Genomic DNA, 20,143 nt, shown 5'->3' with positions numbered 1-20,143 from the left:
ATAAATGTCAGCTATGATAGATAAGACCAAATGAAAAACGCAAACACATCGCTAGTTAAAAACCTTTTTTCTAAAAAAAATGTCTTTAAAATAAAAAAGCGTCTTTAAAAGAAGTGTCTAAAACCAGCCATTATAAAGTAAAATAGACATACTAACATCCTATAGTCTGCTGTTAATCAAACAACAACATCAGCACCTTAACTACTATCTATCACTTATCACTATTTTTATTATGACTCATTATGAAAATGCTATGCCTGACGCTGTCTATCCCGCTACTTGTGATGATGTCTGCGCTTCTATGACATCTAACTTGGCAGGCGATAAACTCAACGAGCGCTTTATTGTGCAGCGCGCTGATACAGAAGATTTGCCAGCTATTTTGGCAATTTATAATCAAAGCATCGCAGGCAAACAAGCCACTGCTAATCTAGCGCCAGTGACGTGTGAAGAGCGTCAGGACTGGTTTGATGAGCATTTAAATAGTGCAACGCGACCTATTTATGTGGTAAAAACCCTTTCTAACGCAGGCTCAACATCCAAAAGCTCAGCGCGAACAGCGTCATCAATCGCCGCTTGGGGCAGCTTTAGCGATTTATATGCGCGCCCCGCTTATCATATCAGCACTGAGATTAGTATCTACTTGCATAAGGATTATCATGCGCAAGGATTGGGTAGCTTACTGGCGCGCTGGATGCTGACGCAAGCGCCAAGTCTGGGCATTCGTAACGTAATTGCGCTTATCTTTGCTCACAATCAACCAAGCTTAGGATTGTTCCGTAAGCTTGGCTTTGAGCAATGGGGTTATATGCCAAAGGTTTGCGATATGGATGGTTTTATCGCCGATGTGCTGATGCTTGGTAAAGCGGTCAAGTCAAATGATGACGTCGGATAAATAAAACTTGCACAACACCTTTAGCTAATAAGAGTCAGATGCTTTAACCTAAAATTTTCCATTTGCCGCCGATTTTTTGCAGCTCATACGTCAATGGCGCAGGTTCGCTTTGTCCTCTTAGCATCAGCTCACCAGTGATGGTCGCGCGGGTTTTATCATCGTTGTATTTGGTATCTGTGATCGTGACACCATCAACGGTCTGCTGAAACGCTGATTGCGTATTGGCAAGCTCTTCCTCAAAGTTTGCCATATCTACTTTATAATAGGTCGCAGCATGCTTGGCGTCGCCATAGTATAAGCTATCGAGCGCTTTTTTAACCGTATCCTCCGGCGTGCCCTCTTTAGTCGGATTGGTCACTAGGCTTTTTTGCTTAGCAGGAGCAGTGACTGGATTAATGTTATCGCTTGTAATGATGGTTTTATCTTTAGCGTTATCGGCTTCTTCCTCGGCTTTAACCGCAGTATCAGTATCGATGTCAGTGTTAGTATCAAGGTCTTGCACTTGGTTGCTGCCAGTCTCTTCGCTAGCTTCAATTACCGCTGGCGCCTCTTCGGTATTCAGGTCAGCTATTTCGGTTTCAGCCTTATCATTACTCCCACTATCATTGTTGCTACAACCGCTTAAAAGCAGCCCTGTGCTTAATAAGCCAGTAGCAAGCAGCAATGGTAAGCGCTGAAAGGCTCGCTGTTTGGTTGTTGTATCCATCGTTGTCATATCCCACCTTTAAATGTTTATTTATCGGTAAATTTATTTATCAGTAATTATGGCAACTATCAGCGCTGTTCACTGTCAATTCTCATACCAAGCTTGTTTTGGTTTGGTAAGTCAAAACCTGCTAGCCATGTTTTAGATGGCGTGGACGGAAACCTGTTGCTAATAGCACAACGCCATAAACCACCGCACCAACGACGCACAAAATCAGTAGCGCGACGATACGTTGCCACTGGGCCTCATCGGTTGGGAAATAGGGTAGCATGACATAAAGCACGGCGAGCATAGAGGCAGTAGCAATCGCAAACTGGGTAAACAGTTTTTTCCAGTGGCTGCCAAAGCGGAAAATCTCGCGCTTGTGTAAGAAGTAATATAACAAGCCCGCGTTTACAAACGCAGCGCCCGTCGTTGCCAAGGCCAAACCGCCATGTAGCGGCATGTCTAAGAAATAAAAGATGCCGATAAAAATGACACTAAAAATCATATTGGCAAAGACGGAAACAATACCAATTCTAACAGGCGTTCTGGTATCTTGACGGGCAAAAAAGGCGGGAGCAAAGATTTTAATTAACATAAAACCTAAAATACCGCCTGCCATACTACGCAGCGCTAAGGAGCTCATCTGCGCATCGCGTAGGGTGAATTCGCCGCGTAAAAACAGCGCTTGCATAAGCACATCGGAGAGTATAAATAGGGCCGCTGATGCCGGTACGCCGACCAAAATAATCAAGCGCGCCGCCCAATCAATGGTCTTTTTAAAGCTGACATCATCTTTTTGCGCTTCACTTTTTGATAGACTTGGCAAAATGACCGTGCCGATTGCCACGCCAATTAAGCCAAGTGGCAGCTCACTCATGCGCTCGGCGGCATAGAGCCAAGAAACCGAGCCGCCAATCATTAACGAGGCAAATACGGTATTGAGTAGCAAATTAATCTGTGTGACAGAAACGCCGAAAATGGCTGGCAACATCAATTTTAAAATACGGCGCACGCCTTCATGCTGAAAATCAATTTTTGGCGCGACCAGTAGTTTTTGTTGCGATAACTGCGGCAGTTGTATCAATAGCTGCAGCAAACCTGCGATAGCAACAGAGTAGCCAAGCGCCATGATCGGCACTTCAAACAGAGGCGCTAAAACCAGCGCGCCGCCAATCATAGATAGATTTAACAAAACTGGAGCAAAGGCGGGCGCAGCAAAACGCCCGTAGCTTTGTAAAATGCCGCTGGCAAAGGCGGTCATAGAAATAAACAATAAGTAGGGAAAGGTTAAGCGCAGCAGTTCAGCAGTGATGGCAAATTTATCGGGCTGGTCAGCAAAACCAGGGGCAAATAAAGTCACCACCCACGGGGCGATTAGAATGACCACCACCGTCAGCATGGATAGCACCAGCAGCAGCGCTCCTGACGTGCGACTGACTAAAATCTGCACCTGCTCTAAGCTGTATTTTTCTTTATATTCGGACAAGACAGGGACAAACGCTTGGCTAAAAGCGCCTTCGGCAAACAGACGGCGTAAAAAGTTGGGTATCTTAAAGGCGACCAAGAAGGCGTCCATCAGACCCCCTGCGCCAAACACGCCTAACAAGACGACATCGCGCACCAAACCTAAAATACGCGACAACATGGTCATGCTACTGACCACCATGGTTGAACGAAATAATCGACTTTTTGCCATGAGAACCTATTTTGCTTATGTGTTTACTGATGGGTGTTTGCTGATGCTCGTTTTCTGATACAGCGTTGCCAAAAAACTGACGGATTATAGCACTTTCATCACGCTGATAAATGCAATGGTTTTGAAACACTAACTGTTGTTTACAGAAATTTTAATGGGGCAATGGGGCTATTTGCTTAGGCGCGCTTATAAAACTATGATTGGCTTGCAAGATGATGAGTAACCAGCTCGCGTAGCTTTGTCCAGTCAAAATAATCACCGGGGTCAGTTTTGCGCCCGGGTGCAATGTCGCTATGACCGGTAAGATGCCGACGGGTTTTTGGATATGCGTCATAGATGGCGACGATAGCTTTTGCAAGCACTTCATATTGAGCAGTGCTAAAGGACACAAAATCCGAACCTTCAAGCTCAATGCCAATGCTATAATCATTACATTCGGGGCGACCCAAGTAGCTAGAGCGTCCGGCATGCCACGCACGCTCATTAAAATTGACAAACTGCGTCATCGCGCCATCGCGCTCGATAAATAAATGCGCTGAGACCTCTGCGCCTTTAATTGTCTGAAAGTAAGGATGTGCTTCCCAGTCTAATTTATTGGTAAACAAGGCTTTGACGTAATGCACGCCATCCTTACCGCAAGCGCCGAACTCACTGGGTGGTAAGCTAATATTGTGAATGACAATGGCATCAATCGCGATATTTTCCGGACGTTTATTGAAGTTGGGTGACGCAAACCACGTCGCGGCTGATAATCGACCAGCATGAATAGTCATTGACGATGCTGTGGACATAATACTCTCTTTAATCATGTTAATAAGTGCGCAGTAAATGCTGATGATTATAGTTTTCTATAAATGCATGGTACATTTACCTAAAAAAATGGTTTAAAACTGTCCTTTAAAACAGAGGCTTATCCTGTAACTTTAATAATTTAATAGACTCAATCACGCGATAAGCGTCTGACCCCACAGTGCGAGATGTTACTCATGTCTAAATTTTTAAATATGCTGGCGCTAGATTGTACGCCAACCAATATTGGCAGACGAGCGCGTTTGCCGCTTACGATAGCGGGCTTACTGCTGAGCGCACAGGCACAGGCGTTTTTGCCAACGCCGGCATCGCTTGTGACGACAGGTGAATTGGCATTGGACGAACTTGATGCTGATAAATCGCAAAGTACTGAGCCAAAATTGACGGCTTATTCTGAGCCAAATAATATCATCAAGCAAAGCAGTGACCCAAATAAAGATTTAGTTTCTTCTACCTCCAACGCTCAAAATACTAGCAATGCCAATACTGAGCAGCTACTAGCGTCATGGCGCAAGCAAGCAAAAGCAAAAAACCTCGCCCAGCATACGACATGGCGCCGCTTATTGTATTTCTTCGACGATCAAAAAAATCTCATTGGTAAGAAAAAAGAGAGCAGTCTCGTTACTGATACTGACTTTTTTTTAAGTGAAAATGGACAGCAAGACTCAGCGGCAGAACTTGATGCGATGCTTGTTGCGCTTGCTGATGAAATGGTCACGACTCCAGATAATAGGATTCCAGATAACGGGACTCCAGACAACAGCACTGCTAATAACAAACTGTCTAAGCGCACGGCTCAAAACTCAGTACAAGACCCAGTACAAAGCTCAGTATTGTGCCGTTTTCCCGCGCGCGTCCAATGGCTGACTGATACCTTAAATATCGATAAGAGTGCTTTACACGCTGACTGCCCAGAGCTTAATGACTGGATGCAAAAGTTGGCACCTGAGCAGCTGTCTATCATGTTTGCGCAAGAATACTTAGACAATCCGATTTCAGCCTTTGCTCATACGTTATTACGTATCGATTCCAAAGCCAGCGTTGCCGATCCAAGCCAAATTCATCATGCGATTGCGCTAAATTATACGGTGGGCGGTGACTCAAGCGATAACTTTTTGCTCTATGCTCTTAAATCGATGACTGGCGGTTATGACAATCTGATCGAAATTGATCCTTATTCAGAGAAGCTTGCGAAGTATCTGCAAGAAGATGAGCGTGATGCGTGGACGTATCAATTGGATTTGACCCCAGCGGAAGTGCAGCAAATTATGTTGCACGTTTGGGAAACCAAAGATTTAGAGCTGCCGTATTATTTTACCACTGATAACTGCGCGTCTGAGATTTTGCGTCTAATCGACGTGGTACGCCCGCAGCAGCATCTGTTAAGTCGCCTGCCTTATGCGGTGATTCCCTCCGATGTCGTGCAGTTACTGGACAGCGAAAACTTACTGGCCAGCACCGATTATACGCCCGCCGATAGTACCTTACGCCAAGCGCAGTTAAATGAGGTTAAAGCGCAGCGTGCACAGTTGGGCTATCATAACAGCGCCAAACAAACGCTAAATGAGATTAAATCTGCCCAGTTAAATCCGATTTCTAGCATGTCAGCCGACGGGCAAACCTTACTACCACGCCAAATTGCAGTGGCGGATAACAATCCAATAGATAGGCATCCGCTGCAACTGGCTCATGTTGGAGTGGGGCAGCGCGGAGATAACAATTATATCGATTTGGGCGTGCGCGCAGGCTATCACGATACTCTCGACCGACCGTCGGGTTTTCCGCAGTTCTTTGATTTAGAAGGCGCGGCTGTAACCTTACGTCTGTATGACACCGATAATGATAAAGCCAATCAGCCAAGCAGTGTGGTCTTGCAAAATCTTACCTTGGTGCGAGGGCGCTCGTTTAATCCGGTCAATTCTGCCAAAAAAGGCAAAACCTGGGGCGCAAGTATCGAAGCGACCCGCGTAAATGACGGCTCGCAGCAAGATGGCAGCGATCATTTAGTTGGCAGTCTAGGCTATGAGACGGGCTGGTCGTGGGCGTTTGGTACGCCGAGCGCAAATACAGGCGAGATGCCGCCGCAGCTATGCTATACGTTTTTGGCAGGTACCGCGCAAGCAGGGCGCGGTATTAATAAAGGCTACCGTGTTGGAGCGGGCGTGAATGCTGGTTGCCGTTATCAGATTAACAATCAGTTACGCGCGCAGGCTGAATTGCAACTGCCATATTGGTATCATGGCAGCAGCGATGAATCCAACGCCCGCGGTCATTACTGGCAGCCGATATCGACGTTAGGGCTACAGTACGATATCGATAAAAAACAAGCGTTACGTCTCAATGCCAACTACGAATGGCAAGATCGTATCGACGCCAAAGAAGACATACAACTGTCGTATAGACGCTATTTTTAGCGCCAGTTATGACCCGTTATGACCAGCTTTAGCTAAAAGCCGTCTTTAAATAAAGGATATATGATGAGTGCGCAAAATTTACTGATTATTGGTCAAGGTGACATTGGTTTACCAGTCACCAATAAGCTGGCTCAAGACGGCCTAAACGTCACAGGGCTGGCACGCCGTGAGCGTCATCATTATGATCTCCATGCGAACGCTAAGTTTTTGCAAACCGATGCATTAACGCTAACTGCTGAGCAGCTACAAGACTTTACTGCGATAGCAATTATTGTCACCCCCGATGACTATTCAACCAGCGGTTATCACGACAGTTATTTAGCAATTTGCCAGCATTTGGCAACCTTAGCAGATAAACTAACCAACCTTGCGCGCGTCGTTTTTATTTCATCAACGGGCGTTTATGGGCAAGATAATGGTGCATGGATTGATGAAAACACCGCGCCTGTGACCCCAGAGCGTGAGGCCTCACAGGTTATATTGCAAGCAGAGCAAGCATTACAACAAGGCTTTGGTGCTAAGGCCATTATCATTCGTCCAAGCGGTATTTATGGCCGCGAGCGCCTCATGCGCCTGCGTAAAGCCAAGGAAAAACAAAAAGAGCCAGTTGCCGCCGAGCATTGGAGCAATCGGATTATGGATCGCGATTTGGTCACCATTATTGCTAAAGTTATGACCATAGACGCGCCAAAACCGCTTTATATCGCCACCGATTATGCGCCCGTGACCACTTTCGAGCTGGGCACGTGGTTAAGTAAGCAAATAGGGGAAGTGCCGCCTGTTATTGATGACAATAAAACCGCGGTAACGGGAAAGCGTTTGCATAGCAATATTCCGTTAGCGTGGCTGGGCTATCCTGATTGGCAAGCAGGTTACCGAGATATTTTGCGTCATCAGCAGCAACATCAAAATCAACATTCAGAGTAAAATATTCGTTTGATTTGATTGATTTTATTTTTATAGCTTTTATTTTTACCGCTTTTAAATGTGCAAGCCTAGGGAAAATCCATGACCCAGCATTCTACTTCTGATGACCGTTTTTCCAATGCTGGCTTTACAGCAGAAGAAGCGCAGCTTGCAGAGGGCAATGCTGAGCAGGCAGTAGGGTTAGCAAATAGTCAGCAGCCTGCGATTGTGCATCCCAATTTTGATCCAAAGCGTTCGCCCCTTGATCCTGCTCGGCCATTAAGTGACATACCAGAACCTGCACGGCGCTTAAATGGACAGCTGCGCCGCTTATATGGCAGCTCTACGCGTTTTTATCAGCCCAAGACAGACAGCTTATCGAAATGGGCGCTGATTGCGTCAGAAGCATTGGCTGAGCATTTGGCATTACTGAAGGCTGCAAAACTGATCGTGCTGCCCGAGAGTTTTTATCATAACCATAGCGAGCAGCCGTTATTATCGCCACTCACCGACATGACTTTGCTTGATATGGCGGATATCCAGCGCGCGCTACAAGTATATCCAAAGCTGACACGTTATGGGTTTATGGTTGCTGATACTATAAATACTCAAAATAATGGTCAGAAACCTTTAGCGGCAGAATCTCTGCGAGCATTGACCAGACGTTATAATCCTGATGAGCTGCTGAATAGTGCGTATGCCGATGACTGGCAAGTAGTGTTGCAGCCGCAGCAATTTGATACAGGCGAAGGCAGTTTGGCGACTGATCTTATGGCATGCAGCGTTGCCGTCTATGCGTTAAAGCAGTGCGCTACGCGCAAAACGATTAACCACAGCTATAGCGCGGCGCAAATTTGTCAGCACGTGCGCAGCTATCTGCTCAGCCAAATTGTGTTTGAGCCCGCGCAGCGCCATGCCTACCGTCAAGTGCGCATATTTGCTGGGCACATTGTTGTGGCGGCGTATCATTTGGGCTGGGACATACAAGTCAGTCACGACGGTCAATGCTACTTTAATATCTCATCGCGCTGCGGATTATTGACGCGTTATGCAAATATGCAGGATTATCATATCAACGGTTGGTCAAGTTAAGCTGCCACGACTATAATGCCCCTCACAACTTTTTGCTTGTTCAATTTTCATTTTCTTTTTGCTGATAGGAAGACCCTATGCTGAATGCCGCTATGCCTAAAATTGCCCAACATGCTCAAAACGTTTCATTTTCATCGCATCAATTTATTCAATTAGCACTCGACAATCAGGTGTTAAAGTTTGGCGAGTTTGTCTTAAAGTCTGGGCGCATTAGTCCCTACTTTTTTAACGCAGGGCTGCTGGCGTCGGGTGAGATGTTATCGTTATTAGCGCGTGGTTATGCCGATGCCTTAGCTGAAAAAGTGGCTGAACAAATGAATGGGGCAAGCAGTGGCGCAGACGAGCAAGAGCTGGTCATTTTTGGTGCGGCTTATAAAGGCATTCCCTTTGTTGCGGCAACGGCGCAAGCGTTGTGGTTACATCATGGTATCAATGCCAAATGGGGCTATAACCGTAAAGAAGCCAAAACCCATGGTGAAGGGGGTAATTTGGTCGGCGCCGATGTCAATGGCAAAGCCGTTTGGGTGCTCGATGATGTGATTACTGCTGGCACGGCGATGCGCGAAGTGGTTGAGATTTTAGAGCAAGCTGGCGCAACTGTGGCGGGTATCATTGTCGCCCTTGACCGTAAAGAAAAAGGTTTGGCAGAGCGCTCTGCCATTCAAGAGCTGGCGGCAACCTTAGACGTACCAGTTCGTGCACTGGTCGATATCGATGATTTAATCAGTTATTTAGCAAAAAGTAGTGCAGACAGTGATGCCACCCAGCTTGCAAAAATGCAGCATTACCGCGCCCAGTACGGCGTATAATTTATCGTAGCTATGCTACCATACTTTTAAATTGCATCTACTATATAACGTAAGTGAGCCCTATCATGAGCCAAGAACAACAAAAAAAATCGTTAAACATACTCGTCATCATGGACCCTATCGAGCTGGTCAATTATAAAAAAGACACTACCCTTGCGATGATGTGGTCAGCGCAGGATCGCGGGCACAGCCTTGGCTATTGCCAAATTCATGATTTATGGTTAGACCGTGGTCAGCTGATGGTTGATAGCCAGCCGGTGACGGTGAAGCGTGTTCCAAACGATTTTTATACCTTAGGCGACAAAGCAACGGCGCCCGTCAGCGATTATGATGTGATTTTGATGCGTAAAGATCCACCGTTTAATATGCGCTTTATTTATGCCACTTATTTGCTTGACCACGCCAAAGCTGCAGGCGTGCTGGTGGTCAACGACCCACAAGCGATTCGCGATTGTAATGAAAAGCTATTTGCCACTTGGTTTAGCGACTATATGAGCCCGACGATTGTGACCAGTAAACAGGCGCATATTCGCAAGTTTATCGCCGAGCAGCAAGACGTTATCGTCAAACCCTTAGATGGTATGGGCGGCACAGGTATTTTCCGTTTGACCGCTGACAGTCCAAATATTGGTGTCACGCTTGAGATGTTAACCGAGCTTGAAACCCTGCCGATTATGGCGCAGCGCTATTTACCAGAGATTGCCGATGGCGATAAGCGCGTGCTCATCGTCGATGGGGAAGTGGTCGAATATAGCTTGGCACGTATTCCGCTTAAAGGCGAGACGCGCGGCAATCTTGCGGCAGGTGGCAGTGGCGTTGCGATGCCACTTACCGATGTCGAACGTCAAGTGGCAGCAGTGGTTGCGCCGATTGTGAAAGAAAAAGGGCTGATGTTCGTCGGTTTAGACCTCATCGGTGGCCGTATCACTGAGATTAATGTCACCAGTCCAACCTGTGTGCGCGAGATTAATGATCAATGCGGGACTGATATTGCGACTGACTTTGTTATTGCTATTGAGAAAAAGCTGGCGGTTTAACCTTGCAGTTTCAGCTAGGCAGCAGCTTAAACAAAGTAGTTTAAAAGGCAGCTTAAAAAGACTTTTGCACCAAGCAGTAAGGATAGAGTAATTTATGACTAAGCGATAAGCACAAAGCTTAAAAACGGTTGTGCTAAGATGTGTCATCGCCAGTTTATGAGAGCTGAAGCTTTTATGATTGGATAATTCTATTTATCAAAGCCAAGCCGCGATTGCTCACGGCTTGGATTTTTGTTATTTACGCTGCATAAAGTGCTGTCTATCAGGTAGTGATTTACACTATACTATGCGAGCTTTTATAGGCTCGCTTTGGTGCAATAAAAAATAGTGACAAAAGTTAATAAGTCTTTCATATAAATAAAGAAAAGATAGGCAGAGGTTCATGAAAACACCGCATATATTAATGATGGCTGCGGGGACAGGCGGGCATGTATTTCCAGCGCTGGCAGTTAGCGAAGAATTGACCAAGCGCGGCGCTGTGATTCACTGGCTGGGTACACCAAATGGCATGGAAAATGGCTTGGTTGCGCCAACTGGCTATCCTTTTCATGCGATTGATATGCAAGGGCTGCGTGGTAAAGGTTTGGGGCGCCTGCTTAAGCTACCGGTTACTTTATTGTCAGCGACCATGGCGGCGATTAAAGTCATTCGCGGCAACCAAATAGACGTGGTTATCGGTTTTGGCGGATATGTCACCGCGCCCGGCGGTATTGCAGCGCGTTTGACCAAGACGCCGCTGATTATCCATGAACAAAATGCCATTGCTGGCATGAGCAATCGCTATTTGGCCAAGATGGCGACCAAGGTACTGCAAGCGTTTGAAAATACTTTTGCTAATAGCGATAGCGATAGCGAGAGTGATAACAAGATTGAAACGGTGGGGAATCCCGTGCGTAATGCTATAAGCGGTGTTGCTAACCCTAGCGTGCGGTACGACGTTAACGACAGCTCGCCGCTGAAATTGCTGGTCGTTGGCGGCTCGCTTGGGGCGCAAGTGTTAAACGAGACGTTGCCAAAAGCACTGGCGTTGATTGATCGTCCGTTTGAGGTGCGTCATCAATGTGGCCGCAATAACGAGGCCACCACGCAAGCAGCCTACGACAGTGAAGCATTAAGCAACCATCAATTTACCGTACAGCCATTTATTGACGACATGGCAGCGGCGTACAATTGGGCAGATATTGTCGTTTGCCGGGCAGGAGCGTTAACGGTGACGGAAATTCAAAATGTCGGTATGGCGGCCATATTTGTGCCGCTACCAAGCGCCGTTGATGACCATCAAACGGCAAACGCGCGCACCTTGACCGAACACCAAGCCGGGATTTTGTTGCCACAAAGCGAGCTGACCGCAAAACGCTTGGGTGATGAGCTTAATAGGTTAGATAGGCAAGTATGTTTAGAGATGGCAGAAAAAGGCCATGCGCTTGCCAATCGTCAAGCCTGCCAGCGAGTTGCCGATATTATCTGGCAAGCTGTATAAAAGTTAATTTTATTACTTATTATTTGTTATTTATTACCAATTAAATTTGTTTGTCTTCAATAAAGAGAAAACCCTATGCCAACCTCTGCTAAATCTTTAACTAAGCGTTTGATTGAAATACCAGAAATGCGCCGTATTCAGCATTTACATTTTATCGGCATTGGTGGCTCGGGGATGTGCGGTATCGCTGAGGTGATGAACAATCAAGGCTATAAAGTCAGCGGTTCTGATATTGCGGAGAGCTTGGTCACTAAGCGCTTAGCGCAGATTGGTATCGATATTGCGATTGGTCATGATTCCAAAAATATCGCCAATGCCGACGTTATCGTTGTATCGTCCGCTATTGACCGTAGCAATCCTGAGGTAAAAGCGGCGCTTGAGGCGCGTCTGCCCGTGGTACGCCGTGCGGATATGCTCGGCGAGTTGATGCGCTACCGTCATGGTATCGCCGTTGCTGGCGCGCATGGTAAAACCACCACCACCAGCTTGCTGACGACCATGATGGCAGAAGGGCAGCTTGATCCGACCTATGTGATTGGTGGTAAATTAAATGCTTCGGGTAAAAATGCTGCGCTTGGTAGCAGTCGTTATTTAATTGCTGAAGCCGATGAATCCGACGCGTCATTTTTGACTTTGCATCCGATGGCGGCGATTGTCACCAATATCGATCAAGACCACATGGAAACCTACGGCAATAGTTTTGATAAATTAAAAGCCGCTTATATCCAGTTTTTACAAAACATGCCGTTTTATGGTCTGGCGGTGGTTTGCGGCGACGACCCTGAATTGTACGCTATGATTGATGACATTGGACGTCCGGTATTAACCTTTGGTCTTGAGCCCTTTAACGATGTCCAAGCCGTTGATTTGGTCAGTGAAGGGACAAAAACCCACTTTACCGTCTTGCGCCGCGACCGCGACCCACTGCGTCTGACCCTGAATATTCCAGGTGTACACAACGTTTATAACGCGCTGGCTGCGATTACGATGGCAACCGACGAAGGCGTTGATGACGAAGCGATTACCCGCGCCTTGCAAAAATTCGCTGGCGTTGGTCGCCGCTTTGAGCAGCAGGCAGCTGTAGAGATAGATGATGGTGATGTCTTGCTAATTGATGATTATGGTCACCATCCAAGAGAGGTGGATGCGACGATTAAAGCGGCGCGTCAAAGTTTTCCTGAGCGCCGTTTAGTCATGATGTTCCAGCCGCATCGCTACAGCCGCACGCGTGATTGCTTTGATGATTTCGTCGAAGTGCTCTCAAGCGTCGATGAACTATTATTATTGGATGTTTATCCCGCTGGTGAAAGCCCGATTGCTGGCGCTGATACCAAAGCCTTGGCACGTAGTATTCGCATGCGCGGCGCCGTTGAGCCAACGATTATCGCTAAAGAGAATATCGCCCCTGTGATGCAGCGCCTACTTAAAGCCAATGACATGTTAATCACCCAAGGCGCAGGTAATGTTGGGCAAATAGCAATCGAATTGGCTGCCAATGATCTATATATCAAACAAGCCGCAAAAGCATTTTAGGAACAAAACTGATGACTACCAATAACCAAGAACACAGTAAACAAGAAAACAATCACCAAGAAAACCACCACCAAGAAAATCAAGGCGGCGTTGATAAAGGTATGAATGCAGACGCTAAAACGGCGATTACCAATCCAGAACCTGCACTGGCCGCCGCGGCGCAAGCAGAACAGGAAAAGATTGCAAGTGACCAGTCAAACCATGAGGCTATGCCTAGCATCGCAAACAGCAAAGTCAAAGATGCCAGTCAGTTTGGTAAAGTTGCGGTGATATATGGCGGCACTAGCAACGAGCGCAGCGTGTCGTTAGACAGTGGCGCTGCCGTATTACAGGCGCTGCAAAACCAAGGCGTTGATGCCACGCATTTTGACCCTAAGTATCAAGACATTACTGAACTGCGGGCGTACGACCGCGTGTTCAACGTCTTGCATGGTCGCGGCGGCGAAGATGGCTTATTACAAGGCGTGCTGCAGTGGTTTAATATTCCGCAAACCGGTTCTGGTATTTTGGCATCAGCACTTGGGATGGACAAAGTACGTACCAAACAGCTATGGCAAGGTTGCGGTTTATCGACTGCGCCATTTTCATTGCTAACAGCGGATACCGACTGGCAGCAAGTGGTTAATATGCTAGGTCTACCGCTAATTATTAAGCCTGTCCATGAAGGCTCAAGTATCGGTATGACCAAAGTTAATAACCTCGATGAGCTGCCTGCTGCGTATGCAACGGCGGTGCAGTGCGGTGATGCCGTGATGGCGGAACGCTGGATTACGGGCCGCGAGTTTACCATTGTCATTATCGACGACGAAGCTTATCCGGTCATTCGCCTTGAGCCTGCCGACATTACTAACTTTTATGATTTTGAAGCCAAATACAATCGCAATGATACCAGCTATTATATACCTTGTGGACTAAGCGCTGCCGACGAAAAACATCTGCAAGAATTGAGCTTGGCGGCATTTCGCGCCGTTGATGCCAAAGGTTGGGGACGTATCGATGCGATGCAAGATGAAGCTGGCAACTTTTGGCTACTTGAGATTAATACCGTGCCGGGCATGACCAGTCATAGTTTGGTGCCGATGGCGGCTAAAGCGCGTGGGATGGATTTTGATACCTTGTGTTGGCACATTCTGGCGCAAACCCTATAAATCTTTATTAATAAAAATAAGGTTTTGCAGAGAATGTTTAAAACGACTCTTTAAACGCTATTTATTTAAAATACAAGGCTTTCTTAAATTCATGCAAATGTATCACTAGCCCTGCTATAACACAACTTAATGTAATCTTGTGTAAATTCGTTGTTGGCAGTGAGCGAGGCGCTATTGTTTAAACGTAAAATACGTTAATATTGTAATTATTGGTCTATATTAGTGATATTTATGGTTATTTATGCATTTTCTCTTAAGTTATTCATTAAATGAGAAAAATGTTACGTTTTAAAGCATATAACCAAGCTTTATAGGCCGTTTTAGATAGATAAATTGATAACATGTCAGTTTATAAAGTGCTGCGCATAAATAGCAGATTTACCTTTAATACAAGCTCCATTGGCGTTACGTAAATGGCATTAAGAAAAAATAGGGAAGACGTGTATTATGACTCAAACTGTCAATGACATCGCTGACTTGATGAGTGATAAAGCCTCTCGCCCTAACTCTAGCTTTCAAATACCGACAATGGTCAGATATTTTTTTACGGTATTGGTGCTCGGTTTGCTCGTACTGATATTGGTCATGGGTGGTAAAGCATTGCGTGACGCACCGCCTGCCGCTATCCATGTCGATGAACATGGCTTGACCGTGGTGCAGTACCGAGCGTTACAACAACTCATGAACCAGCAGAGGGTGAGCAGCTTTTTTACCTCTGATTTGCAAGCACTGAGAGACATTTCCACCAGTCTTGCGTGGGTTGACCAAGTCAGTGTCAGCCGTGATTGGCAACAAGGTATCGTGATTAAAGCTTTGCCGAAACAGGCAGTGGCAAATTTTGGTACCGAGCGTTTGGTGGATGCAAAAGGCGCGGTTTTTGTTCCTGCGGATAGTAGAGAGTTGACCCAAGAGCGCTTTGCAACTTTGCAAGGTAACATGGCGCAAGCACCCGTCATTATGCAGCAGATGCAGCAAGTGAATGACTGGTTTGCGCCGCTTGATATGCAAGTTGCTGATATCATATTGTCGCCAAGAATGACGTGGCTGATTCGCTTTGATAATGGCTTACGTGTCATTGTTGATAATGAAAACACGGCGCAAAAACTGTTGAATTTAAGTCAGCTGCTTGGCAATCAGTTAAGCCGCCGCCGAGAAGAAATACAGTCAGTCGATCTTCGTTACAAAAATGGATTTACCATCGCATGGAATCTTGCGCCGCCAAAAAATGCTGAAACGCCACCATAAAAAAGCATCTCGCGATGGTATTAAGTGAAAATACTAAGCAAAAACACCCAGTAAGAATACGAAGAAAAACCACTAAGAAATAAAGTTTAAGAAAGCAATTAAGGTTCTATAGCCGTCTGCTTTTTAAGGTAGAGAGTTTACTTATAATATGACCGCGTAATAAAGCGCATTTTTAATGATTTAATGGAGACGTCATTTGCTCTCCTGTTTAGCGATAATTTGTCTGGTACCATGAAAAATACTGAAAATCTGGTTGTTGTCCATCTAAGTGCCACGGCAGTGTACGTCGTCATTGGCAGCGTTGTCTCTGCAAAAGACATTCGTATTATGGGTGTGGGACAAGTTAAAAATAGCGACTTTTATCAAGGGCAGATAAAGCATCGCGAACGTTTGCAAGGCGCTATCAAACAAGCGATTCAAGAAGCAGAAGATACCGCCAATTGCCGCGTGCATAGTGTTTGGTTGACCTTGGCAACGCCTGAGCTATTGAGTAAAAATAGTGCAGGTGAAGTCAGGGTTGAGGACGAAGTCGTCCGTGCCAAAGATATGGTACAAGCACTCTCCAATGCCAAATCACAAGACTTGTCGCCTGACTATTATCTGATGCATTGCTGCCAGCAAGGTATTTATATCGACAATCAAGAGATGATGGTTGATGACGCCATCGACATGGTCGCGCACAATATCACCGTCATGTATCATATGATGATGATGCCAGTAGCGGGCCGTCAAAACATCCAAAAACTCTTGCAAAGCTGTGACGTGGGCATCGATCATATTGTTTTTGATGCCGTTACCAGTGCCGAATATAGCTTGATGCCTGACGAGCGCCAGCAAGGAGTTTGCTTGGTTGATATCGGTGCGAGTACCACCAGTATTTGTGTGTATAAAGAAAATAAGCTCATTTTTACCCACTGTATCGCTACAGGTAGCCATGAAGTGACCATGGATATTTCAGCCGATGTTGGCATCTCCATGATAGAAGCTGAGCGGCTTAAAAAAACGTACGGTACCGTCGATATCAATAGCGTCGATCCCAGCTCCTTCTTTTTATTTAAGCCGCAAGGGACGGGCGATGAGATTAATATCGGTACGTATAATCTGGCGCGCATCATTGAAGCGCGTTATGTACAGATTTTTACTGAAGTGGTGCGCCAACTCCATGACGCTGATTTGTTAGGCTATATTGATAAGGGCATTGTACTCACAGGCGGCGGTAGTGCCATTAAAGGTATGATACCTTTTGCCAAAAAACTGCTAAAAATGCCGGTGGTATTGACCAACACCCATCCCGCCATTAGCGCTTATAACCATTTTGATAACGATGAGTCATTTAAGCAGCTGAATATGCAGGTCAATGATCGCGCTTATCAAACGGCATTTGGTACCTTACTATATAGTCAAAGCGAGCAGTTTCGTCACAGTGAAAAAAGCGAGCCAGAAGCGATTCAAAAAAATCGCGTCACAAGTGTTTTTCAGAGTGCAGGACAACGTTTTGCTAGTGTACTCAAAAAGATATTATAATTTTGCTGACAAATTACGCCTACTAAGTAGTGAAGAGTATGACGCAGCATAATAGGTAAGCATATTAATAGCAGCACCCTGTACAATAATGGCATGTATTGGCTGAGCACTACTATTTAAGCCATTGCCCTGTTTTATTTAAATACATTTATATATAGTAAGTCGATAGCGCGCCATATGAGTGTGTTACTACGTATCGACCATCACGCTATCTGCAACTGGAGAAACCTTTTTATGTCAAAATACACCATGCCAGATGATAATCAGCTTCAAAGTAACGGCCAGGCAAGCTTCACTGTATTCGGTGTGGGCGGCGGCGGCGGTAATGCGGTTGAGCATATGGTACAACAAGGGATTAGAGGTGTAACGTTTGTCTGTGCCAATACGGATAAACAAGCGCTCGATCGTCTGACAGCGCCGCATAAGTTGCAACTTGGCGCCAAAACCAACCGTGGTCTCGGCGCTGGCGCAAACCCAGAAGTTGGTCGTGAAGCGGCAGAAGCGGATGAAGAAGCTATCCGCGCCTTACTTGAGCACTCAGACATGGTATTTATTACCGCTGGTATGGGCGGCGGTACAGGTACGGGCGCCGCTCCAGTGGTTGCGCGTATTGCCAAAGAAATGGAAGTCTTAACCGTAGCGGTTGTGACCACCCCATTTAAGTTTGAAGGTGGTAAACGTATCAAGGCGGCTAAAGCGGGTATCGAGCAGTTGACCAATTTTGTCGACTCGATCATTACCATCCCAAATGACAAGCTGATGAGTGTTTACGGCAATATCTCTATGCAAGACGCCTTTAAAAAAGCGGATGACGTTCTATTGCATGCGGTTCAAGGCATTGCAGAAACCATCGCCAGCGAAGGTATGATTAACATTGACTTTAACGATATTCGTACCGCGATGACCGCCAAAGGTCATGCGATGATGGGTATTGGCCGTGCAAGCGGCGATGATCGTGCGCGTCAAGCGACCGAAAAAGCCATCAGATCACCATTATTAGACGACTTACGTCTAGAAAATGCCAAAGGCTTACTGGTAAACGTCATTTCTTCTGAATCTTTATCACTTGATGAGATGAGCAAAATCAGCGTTATCGTCGAAGAAATTACCGACATCGACGACGCCCACATTTTCTATGGTTCTGTTATCGATGAAAAAATGGGTGATGACTTGCATGTGACGGTTATCGCAACGGGTTTAACCTTAGATGAAAATGCTGGCGAAGAGCCAGAAGTGGTCGAGCAGCCAGTACCATCTGTCAATAGCACTCAGCCTGTTGACCCAAACTTGCATACCAGTGCGCTAAACAGTCAAAAACAGTCGCAAGCTCAGTATCAAGAAAGCCCGTTACGCTCAAGTGCGCCGCAAGAGCAGCCTAAGACCAAAACCAACAGTATTCAAGACTATCTCAAGCGCCAACAAAATAAATAGTCAATAAAATAAAGCGTTGTAGTAGATAGCGGTTGTGAAAAAAGCCAGTATTTCGATACTGGCTTTTTTGTGTTTATTTTAAGGCTGAATTTATATAAAGCGCAACGTTAGTAATTTGCTTGAAATTCTAGGTTGTTAAAGATTGAGCATTTGTTACGTTATAAAAACAAACGTTAAAATAATGACGATAAGTGTTATCAATCAAGGAGATAAGCAAATTAACGCTTTTTAGCGCTAGCGAACTAGGGGCGGGTAATGCTACACTATGTCAATTGTAACAAAATATGTGAGAAGACAGCCATGAACCAACGAACCATAAAAACAGCAATAGCCGTTACCGGTACTGGTCTTCATAGTGGTCAACCTGTTGACTTAGAGTTTCACCCGCAGCCGATTAATACCGGAATTATTTTTGAGCGTTCTGATATTGTGGGCAGCGAACCGATCCCTGCCAGTGCCTTTTTGGTGCAAGATACGATGATGTCATCAAATCTGGTATTTGGCGGCACACGCGTGGGCACGGTCGAGCATTTGCTTAGTGCGGTCGCCGGTCTTGGCATTGATAATCTGTTAATCCGCGTATCAGCGTCAGAGATACCAATTATGGACGGTAGCGCAGCGCCATTTGTTGGTTTGCTGCTACAGGCAGGGTTTTGTGAACAAGAAGCTTTAAAGCGCTTTATTAAAATTGTGCGCCCCGTACGCGTCAAAGTTGACGATAAATGGGCAGAGCTGCGTCCTTATAACGGTTTTGAGCTAAATTTTGAGATTGATTTCGACCATCCGGCGATCAATAAAGATTTTCAGCATGCACAGTTGCAGTTTTCAACGCAAAACTTCATCGAGCAGCTAAGCTCAGCGCGTACCTTTGGCTTTTTGCGCGATATTGAAGCCTTACGTCAAAATAATTTAGCGCTGGGCGGCAGTATGGACAATGCCATTGTCATTGATGATGCCAGTATTCTTAATGAAGAAGGTCTGCGCTTTCATGACGAATTTGTACGTCATAAAATCTTAGATGCTTTGGGGGATTTATACCTGATTGGCTATCCAATTTTAGGTCGTTTTAATGCTTATAAATCTGGTCATGCATTAAATAATATGCTGGTACGGGAGATATTATCCGACCCTAATAACTTTGAAATTGTAACTTTTGATGACAATGTAAGCTGTCCTATCGAATATTTACCTTTGAATCGTATAACAGTTGAAGGATGAATACAGGAATATACACGAAGTATCGAAACATTTACGTAATATTACATAACTTGGTTATAAGCAGGACTAAATAATATTCGTTTAAATGGATATTTTCATTGCTATTTTAGTGATAAACTGCTCTAGCATCGATAAAACAAAAGATGCAGGAAATAATAAAATCATCTGTCAGTGAGGTTCACAATGTGAATGGCACTGACAGATGATTTTTTTT

General features: G+C 45.6%; 16 protein-coding genes. 13 read left to right on the top strand and 3 right to left on the bottom strand.

What is annotated here, in order from left to right:
* Positions 1–253: 253 nt before the first annotated feature.
* Positions 254–895, top strand: coding sequence for a GNAT family N-acetyltransferase (locus B4240_RS07860; RefSeq protein ID WP_296238083.1), 642 nt, complete (start codon positions 254–256; stop codon positions 893–895).
* 43 nt (positions 896–938) lie between these two features.
* Here B4240_RS07860 and B4240_RS07855 read toward each other — a convergent pair whose 3' ends face one another.
* The 3 genes from B4240_RS07855 to ampD form a co-directional block, all read right to left on the bottom strand.
* Positions 939–1,610: a hypothetical protein gene (locus B4240_RS07855; protein WP_296238081.1), complete on the bottom strand. Its 672-nt coding sequence runs from the start codon at positions 1,608–1,610 to the stop codon at positions 939–941.
* A 121-nt stretch (positions 1,611–1,731) separates the two neighbouring features.
* A complete protein-coding gene (gene murJ / locus B4240_RS07850; RefSeq protein WP_296238080.1) occupies positions 1,732–3,282 on the bottom strand; it encodes a murein biosynthesis integral membrane protein MurJ in 1,551 nt (516 codons plus the stop codon).
* A 194-nt stretch (positions 3,283–3,476) separates the two neighbouring features.
* Positions 3,477–4,073: a 1,6-anhydro-N-acetylmuramyl-L-alanine amidase AmpD gene (gene ampD / locus B4240_RS07845; protein WP_296238078.1), complete on the bottom strand. Its 597-nt coding sequence runs from the start codon at positions 4,071–4,073 to the stop codon at positions 3,477–3,479.
* Between the two features lie 195 nt (positions 4,074–4,268).
* Between ampD and B4240_RS07840 the strand changes: the two genes are divergently transcribed.
* The 12 genes from B4240_RS07840 to lpxC all read left to right on the top strand — a co-directional run bounded on the left by B4240_RS07840 (position 4,269) and on the right by lpxC (position 19,929).
* Positions 4,269–6,506, top strand: a complete 2,238-nt coding sequence (locus B4240_RS07840) for a DUF4105 domain-containing protein (RefSeq protein WP_296238076.1) — start codon at positions 4,269–4,271, stop codon at positions 6,504–6,506.
* A 63-nt stretch (positions 6,507–6,569) separates the two neighbouring features.
* Positions 6,570–7,433 carry an SDR family oxidoreductase gene (locus tag B4240_RS07835; RefSeq protein ID WP_296238074.1) on the top strand — a complete coding sequence of 288 codons (864 nt, stop codon included), beginning with the start codon at positions 6,570–6,572 and terminating at the stop codon, positions 7,431–7,433.
* An 81-nt stretch (positions 7,434–7,514) separates the two neighbouring features.
* Complete coding sequence (locus B4240_RS07830) at positions 7,515–8,504, top strand: hypothetical protein (RefSeq protein WP_296238072.1); 990 nt, start codon at positions 7,515–7,517, stop codon at positions 8,502–8,504.
* 77 nt (positions 8,505–8,581) lie between these two features.
* On the top strand, positions 8,582–9,313 hold the full coding sequence (gene pyrE, locus B4240_RS07825) for an orotate phosphoribosyltransferase (RefSeq protein WP_414707108.1): 732 nt from the start codon (positions 8,582–8,584) through the stop codon (positions 9,311–9,313).
* A gap of 65 nt (positions 9,314–9,378) precedes the next feature.
* Positions 9,379–10,350 carry a glutathione synthase gene (gene gshB, locus B4240_RS07820; protein WP_296238071.1) on the top strand — a complete coding sequence of 324 codons (972 nt, stop codon included), beginning with the start codon at positions 9,379–9,381 and terminating at the stop codon, positions 10,348–10,350.
* Positions 10,351–10,732: 382 nt separating this feature from the next.
* The gene (gene murG, locus B4240_RS07815; RefSeq protein ID WP_296238069.1) at positions 10,733–11,830 is read left to right on the top strand and encodes an undecaprenyldiphospho-muramoylpentapeptide beta-N-acetylglucosaminyltransferase; all 1,098 of its coding nucleotides are present in this window, start codon (positions 10,733–10,735) and stop codon (positions 11,828–11,830) included.
* 75 nt (positions 11,831–11,905) lie between these two features.
* A complete protein-coding gene (gene murC / locus B4240_RS07810) occupies positions 11,906–13,363 on the top strand; it encodes a UDP-N-acetylmuramate--L-alanine ligase (protein WP_296238066.1) in 1,458 nt (485 codons plus the stop codon).
* A 209-nt stretch (positions 13,364–13,572) separates the two neighbouring features.
* Positions 13,573–14,511 carry a D-alanine--D-alanine ligase gene (locus B4240_RS07805; RefSeq protein WP_296238269.1) on the top strand — a complete coding sequence of 313 codons (939 nt, stop codon included), beginning with the start codon at positions 13,573–13,575 and terminating at the stop codon, positions 14,509–14,511.
* Between the two features lie 447 nt (positions 14,512–14,958).
* The gene (locus B4240_RS07800) at positions 14,959–15,756 is read left to right on the top strand and encodes a cell division protein FtsQ/DivIB (protein ID WP_296238064.1); all 798 of its coding nucleotides are present in this window, start codon (positions 14,959–14,961) and stop codon (positions 15,754–15,756) included.
* A gap of 231 nt (positions 15,757–15,987) precedes the next feature.
* A complete protein-coding gene (gene ftsA, locus B4240_RS07795; RefSeq protein ID WP_296238062.1) occupies positions 15,988–17,280 on the top strand; it encodes a cell division protein FtsA in 1,293 nt (430 codons plus the stop codon).
* 234 nt (positions 17,281–17,514) lie between these two features.
* The gene (gene ftsZ, locus B4240_RS07790; protein WP_296238060.1) at positions 17,515–18,711 is read left to right on the top strand and encodes a cell division protein FtsZ; all 1,197 of its coding nucleotides are present in this window, start codon (positions 17,515–17,517) and stop codon (positions 18,709–18,711) included.
* 300 nt (positions 18,712–19,011) lie between these two features.
* Complete coding sequence (gene lpxC / locus B4240_RS07785) at positions 19,012–19,929, top strand: UDP-3-O-acyl-N-acetylglucosamine deacetylase (RefSeq protein WP_296238058.1); 918 nt, start codon at positions 19,012–19,014, stop codon at positions 19,927–19,929.
* Positions 19,930–20,143 lie beyond the last annotated feature (214 nt).

It is taken from the genome of Psychrobacter sp. UBA5136, assembly GCF_002414005.1.
Lineage (GTDB): Bacteria > Pseudomonadota > Gammaproteobacteria > Pseudomonadales > Moraxellaceae > Psychrobacter.
The sequence above is the reverse complement of the archived record's forward strand: the minus strand, read 5'-3'. Positions and strand labels throughout refer to the sequence as shown.

Coding starts and splice junctions, on each gene's coding strand:
- murC (WP_296238066.1), top strand. CDS start 11,906: ATGCCAACCTCTGCTAAATCTTTAACTAAGCGTTTGATTGAAATACCA.
- B4240_RS07855 (WP_296238081.1), bottom strand. CDS start 1,610: ATGACAACGATGGATACAACAACCAAACAGCGAGCCTTTCAGCGCTTA.
- B4240_RS07830 (WP_296238072.1), top strand. CDS start 7,515: ATGACCCAGCATTCTACTTCTGATGACCGTTTTTCCAATGCTGGCTTT.
- murG (WP_296238069.1), top strand. CDS start 10,733: ATGAAAACACCGCATATATTAATGATGGCTGCGGGGACAGGCGGGCAT.
- gshB (WP_296238071.1), top strand. CDS start 9,379: ATGAGCCAAGAACAACAAAAAAAATCGTTAAACATACTCGTCATCATG.
- B4240_RS07835 (WP_296238074.1), top strand. CDS start 6,570: ATGAGTGCGCAAAATTTACTGATTATTGGTCAAGGTGACATTGGTTTA.
- B4240_RS07840 (WP_296238076.1), top strand. CDS start 4,269: ATGTCTAAATTTTTAAATATGCTGGCGCTAGATTGTACGCCAACCAAT.
- lpxC (WP_296238058.1), top strand. CDS start 19,012: ATGAACCAACGAACCATAAAAACAGCAATAGCCGTTACCGGTACTGGT.
- ampD (WP_296238078.1), bottom strand. CDS start 4,073: ATGTCCACAGCATCGTCAATGACTATTCATGCTGGTCGATTATCAGCC.
- ftsA (WP_296238062.1), top strand. CDS start 15,988: ATGAAAAATACTGAAAATCTGGTTGTTGTCCATCTAAGTGCCACGGCA.
- B4240_RS07800 (WP_296238064.1), top strand. CDS start 14,959: ATGACTCAAACTGTCAATGACATCGCTGACTTGATGAGTGATAAAGCC.
- B4240_RS07805 (WP_296238269.1), top strand. CDS start 13,573: ATGCCTAGCATCGCAAACAGCAAAGTCAAAGATGCCAGTCAGTTTGGT.
- ftsZ (WP_296238060.1), top strand. CDS start 17,515: ATGTCAAAATACACCATGCCAGATGATAATCAGCTTCAAAGTAACGGC.
- murJ (WP_296238080.1), bottom strand. CDS start 3,282: ATGGCAAAAAGTCGATTATTTCGTTCAACCATGGTGGTCAGTAGCATG.
- B4240_RS07860 (WP_296238083.1), top strand. CDS start 254: ATGCCTGACGCTGTCTATCCCGCTACTTGTGATGATGTCTGCGCTTCT.
- pyrE (WP_414707108.1), top strand. CDS start 8,582: ATGCTGAATGCCGCTATGCCTAAAATTGCCCAACATGCTCAAAACGTT.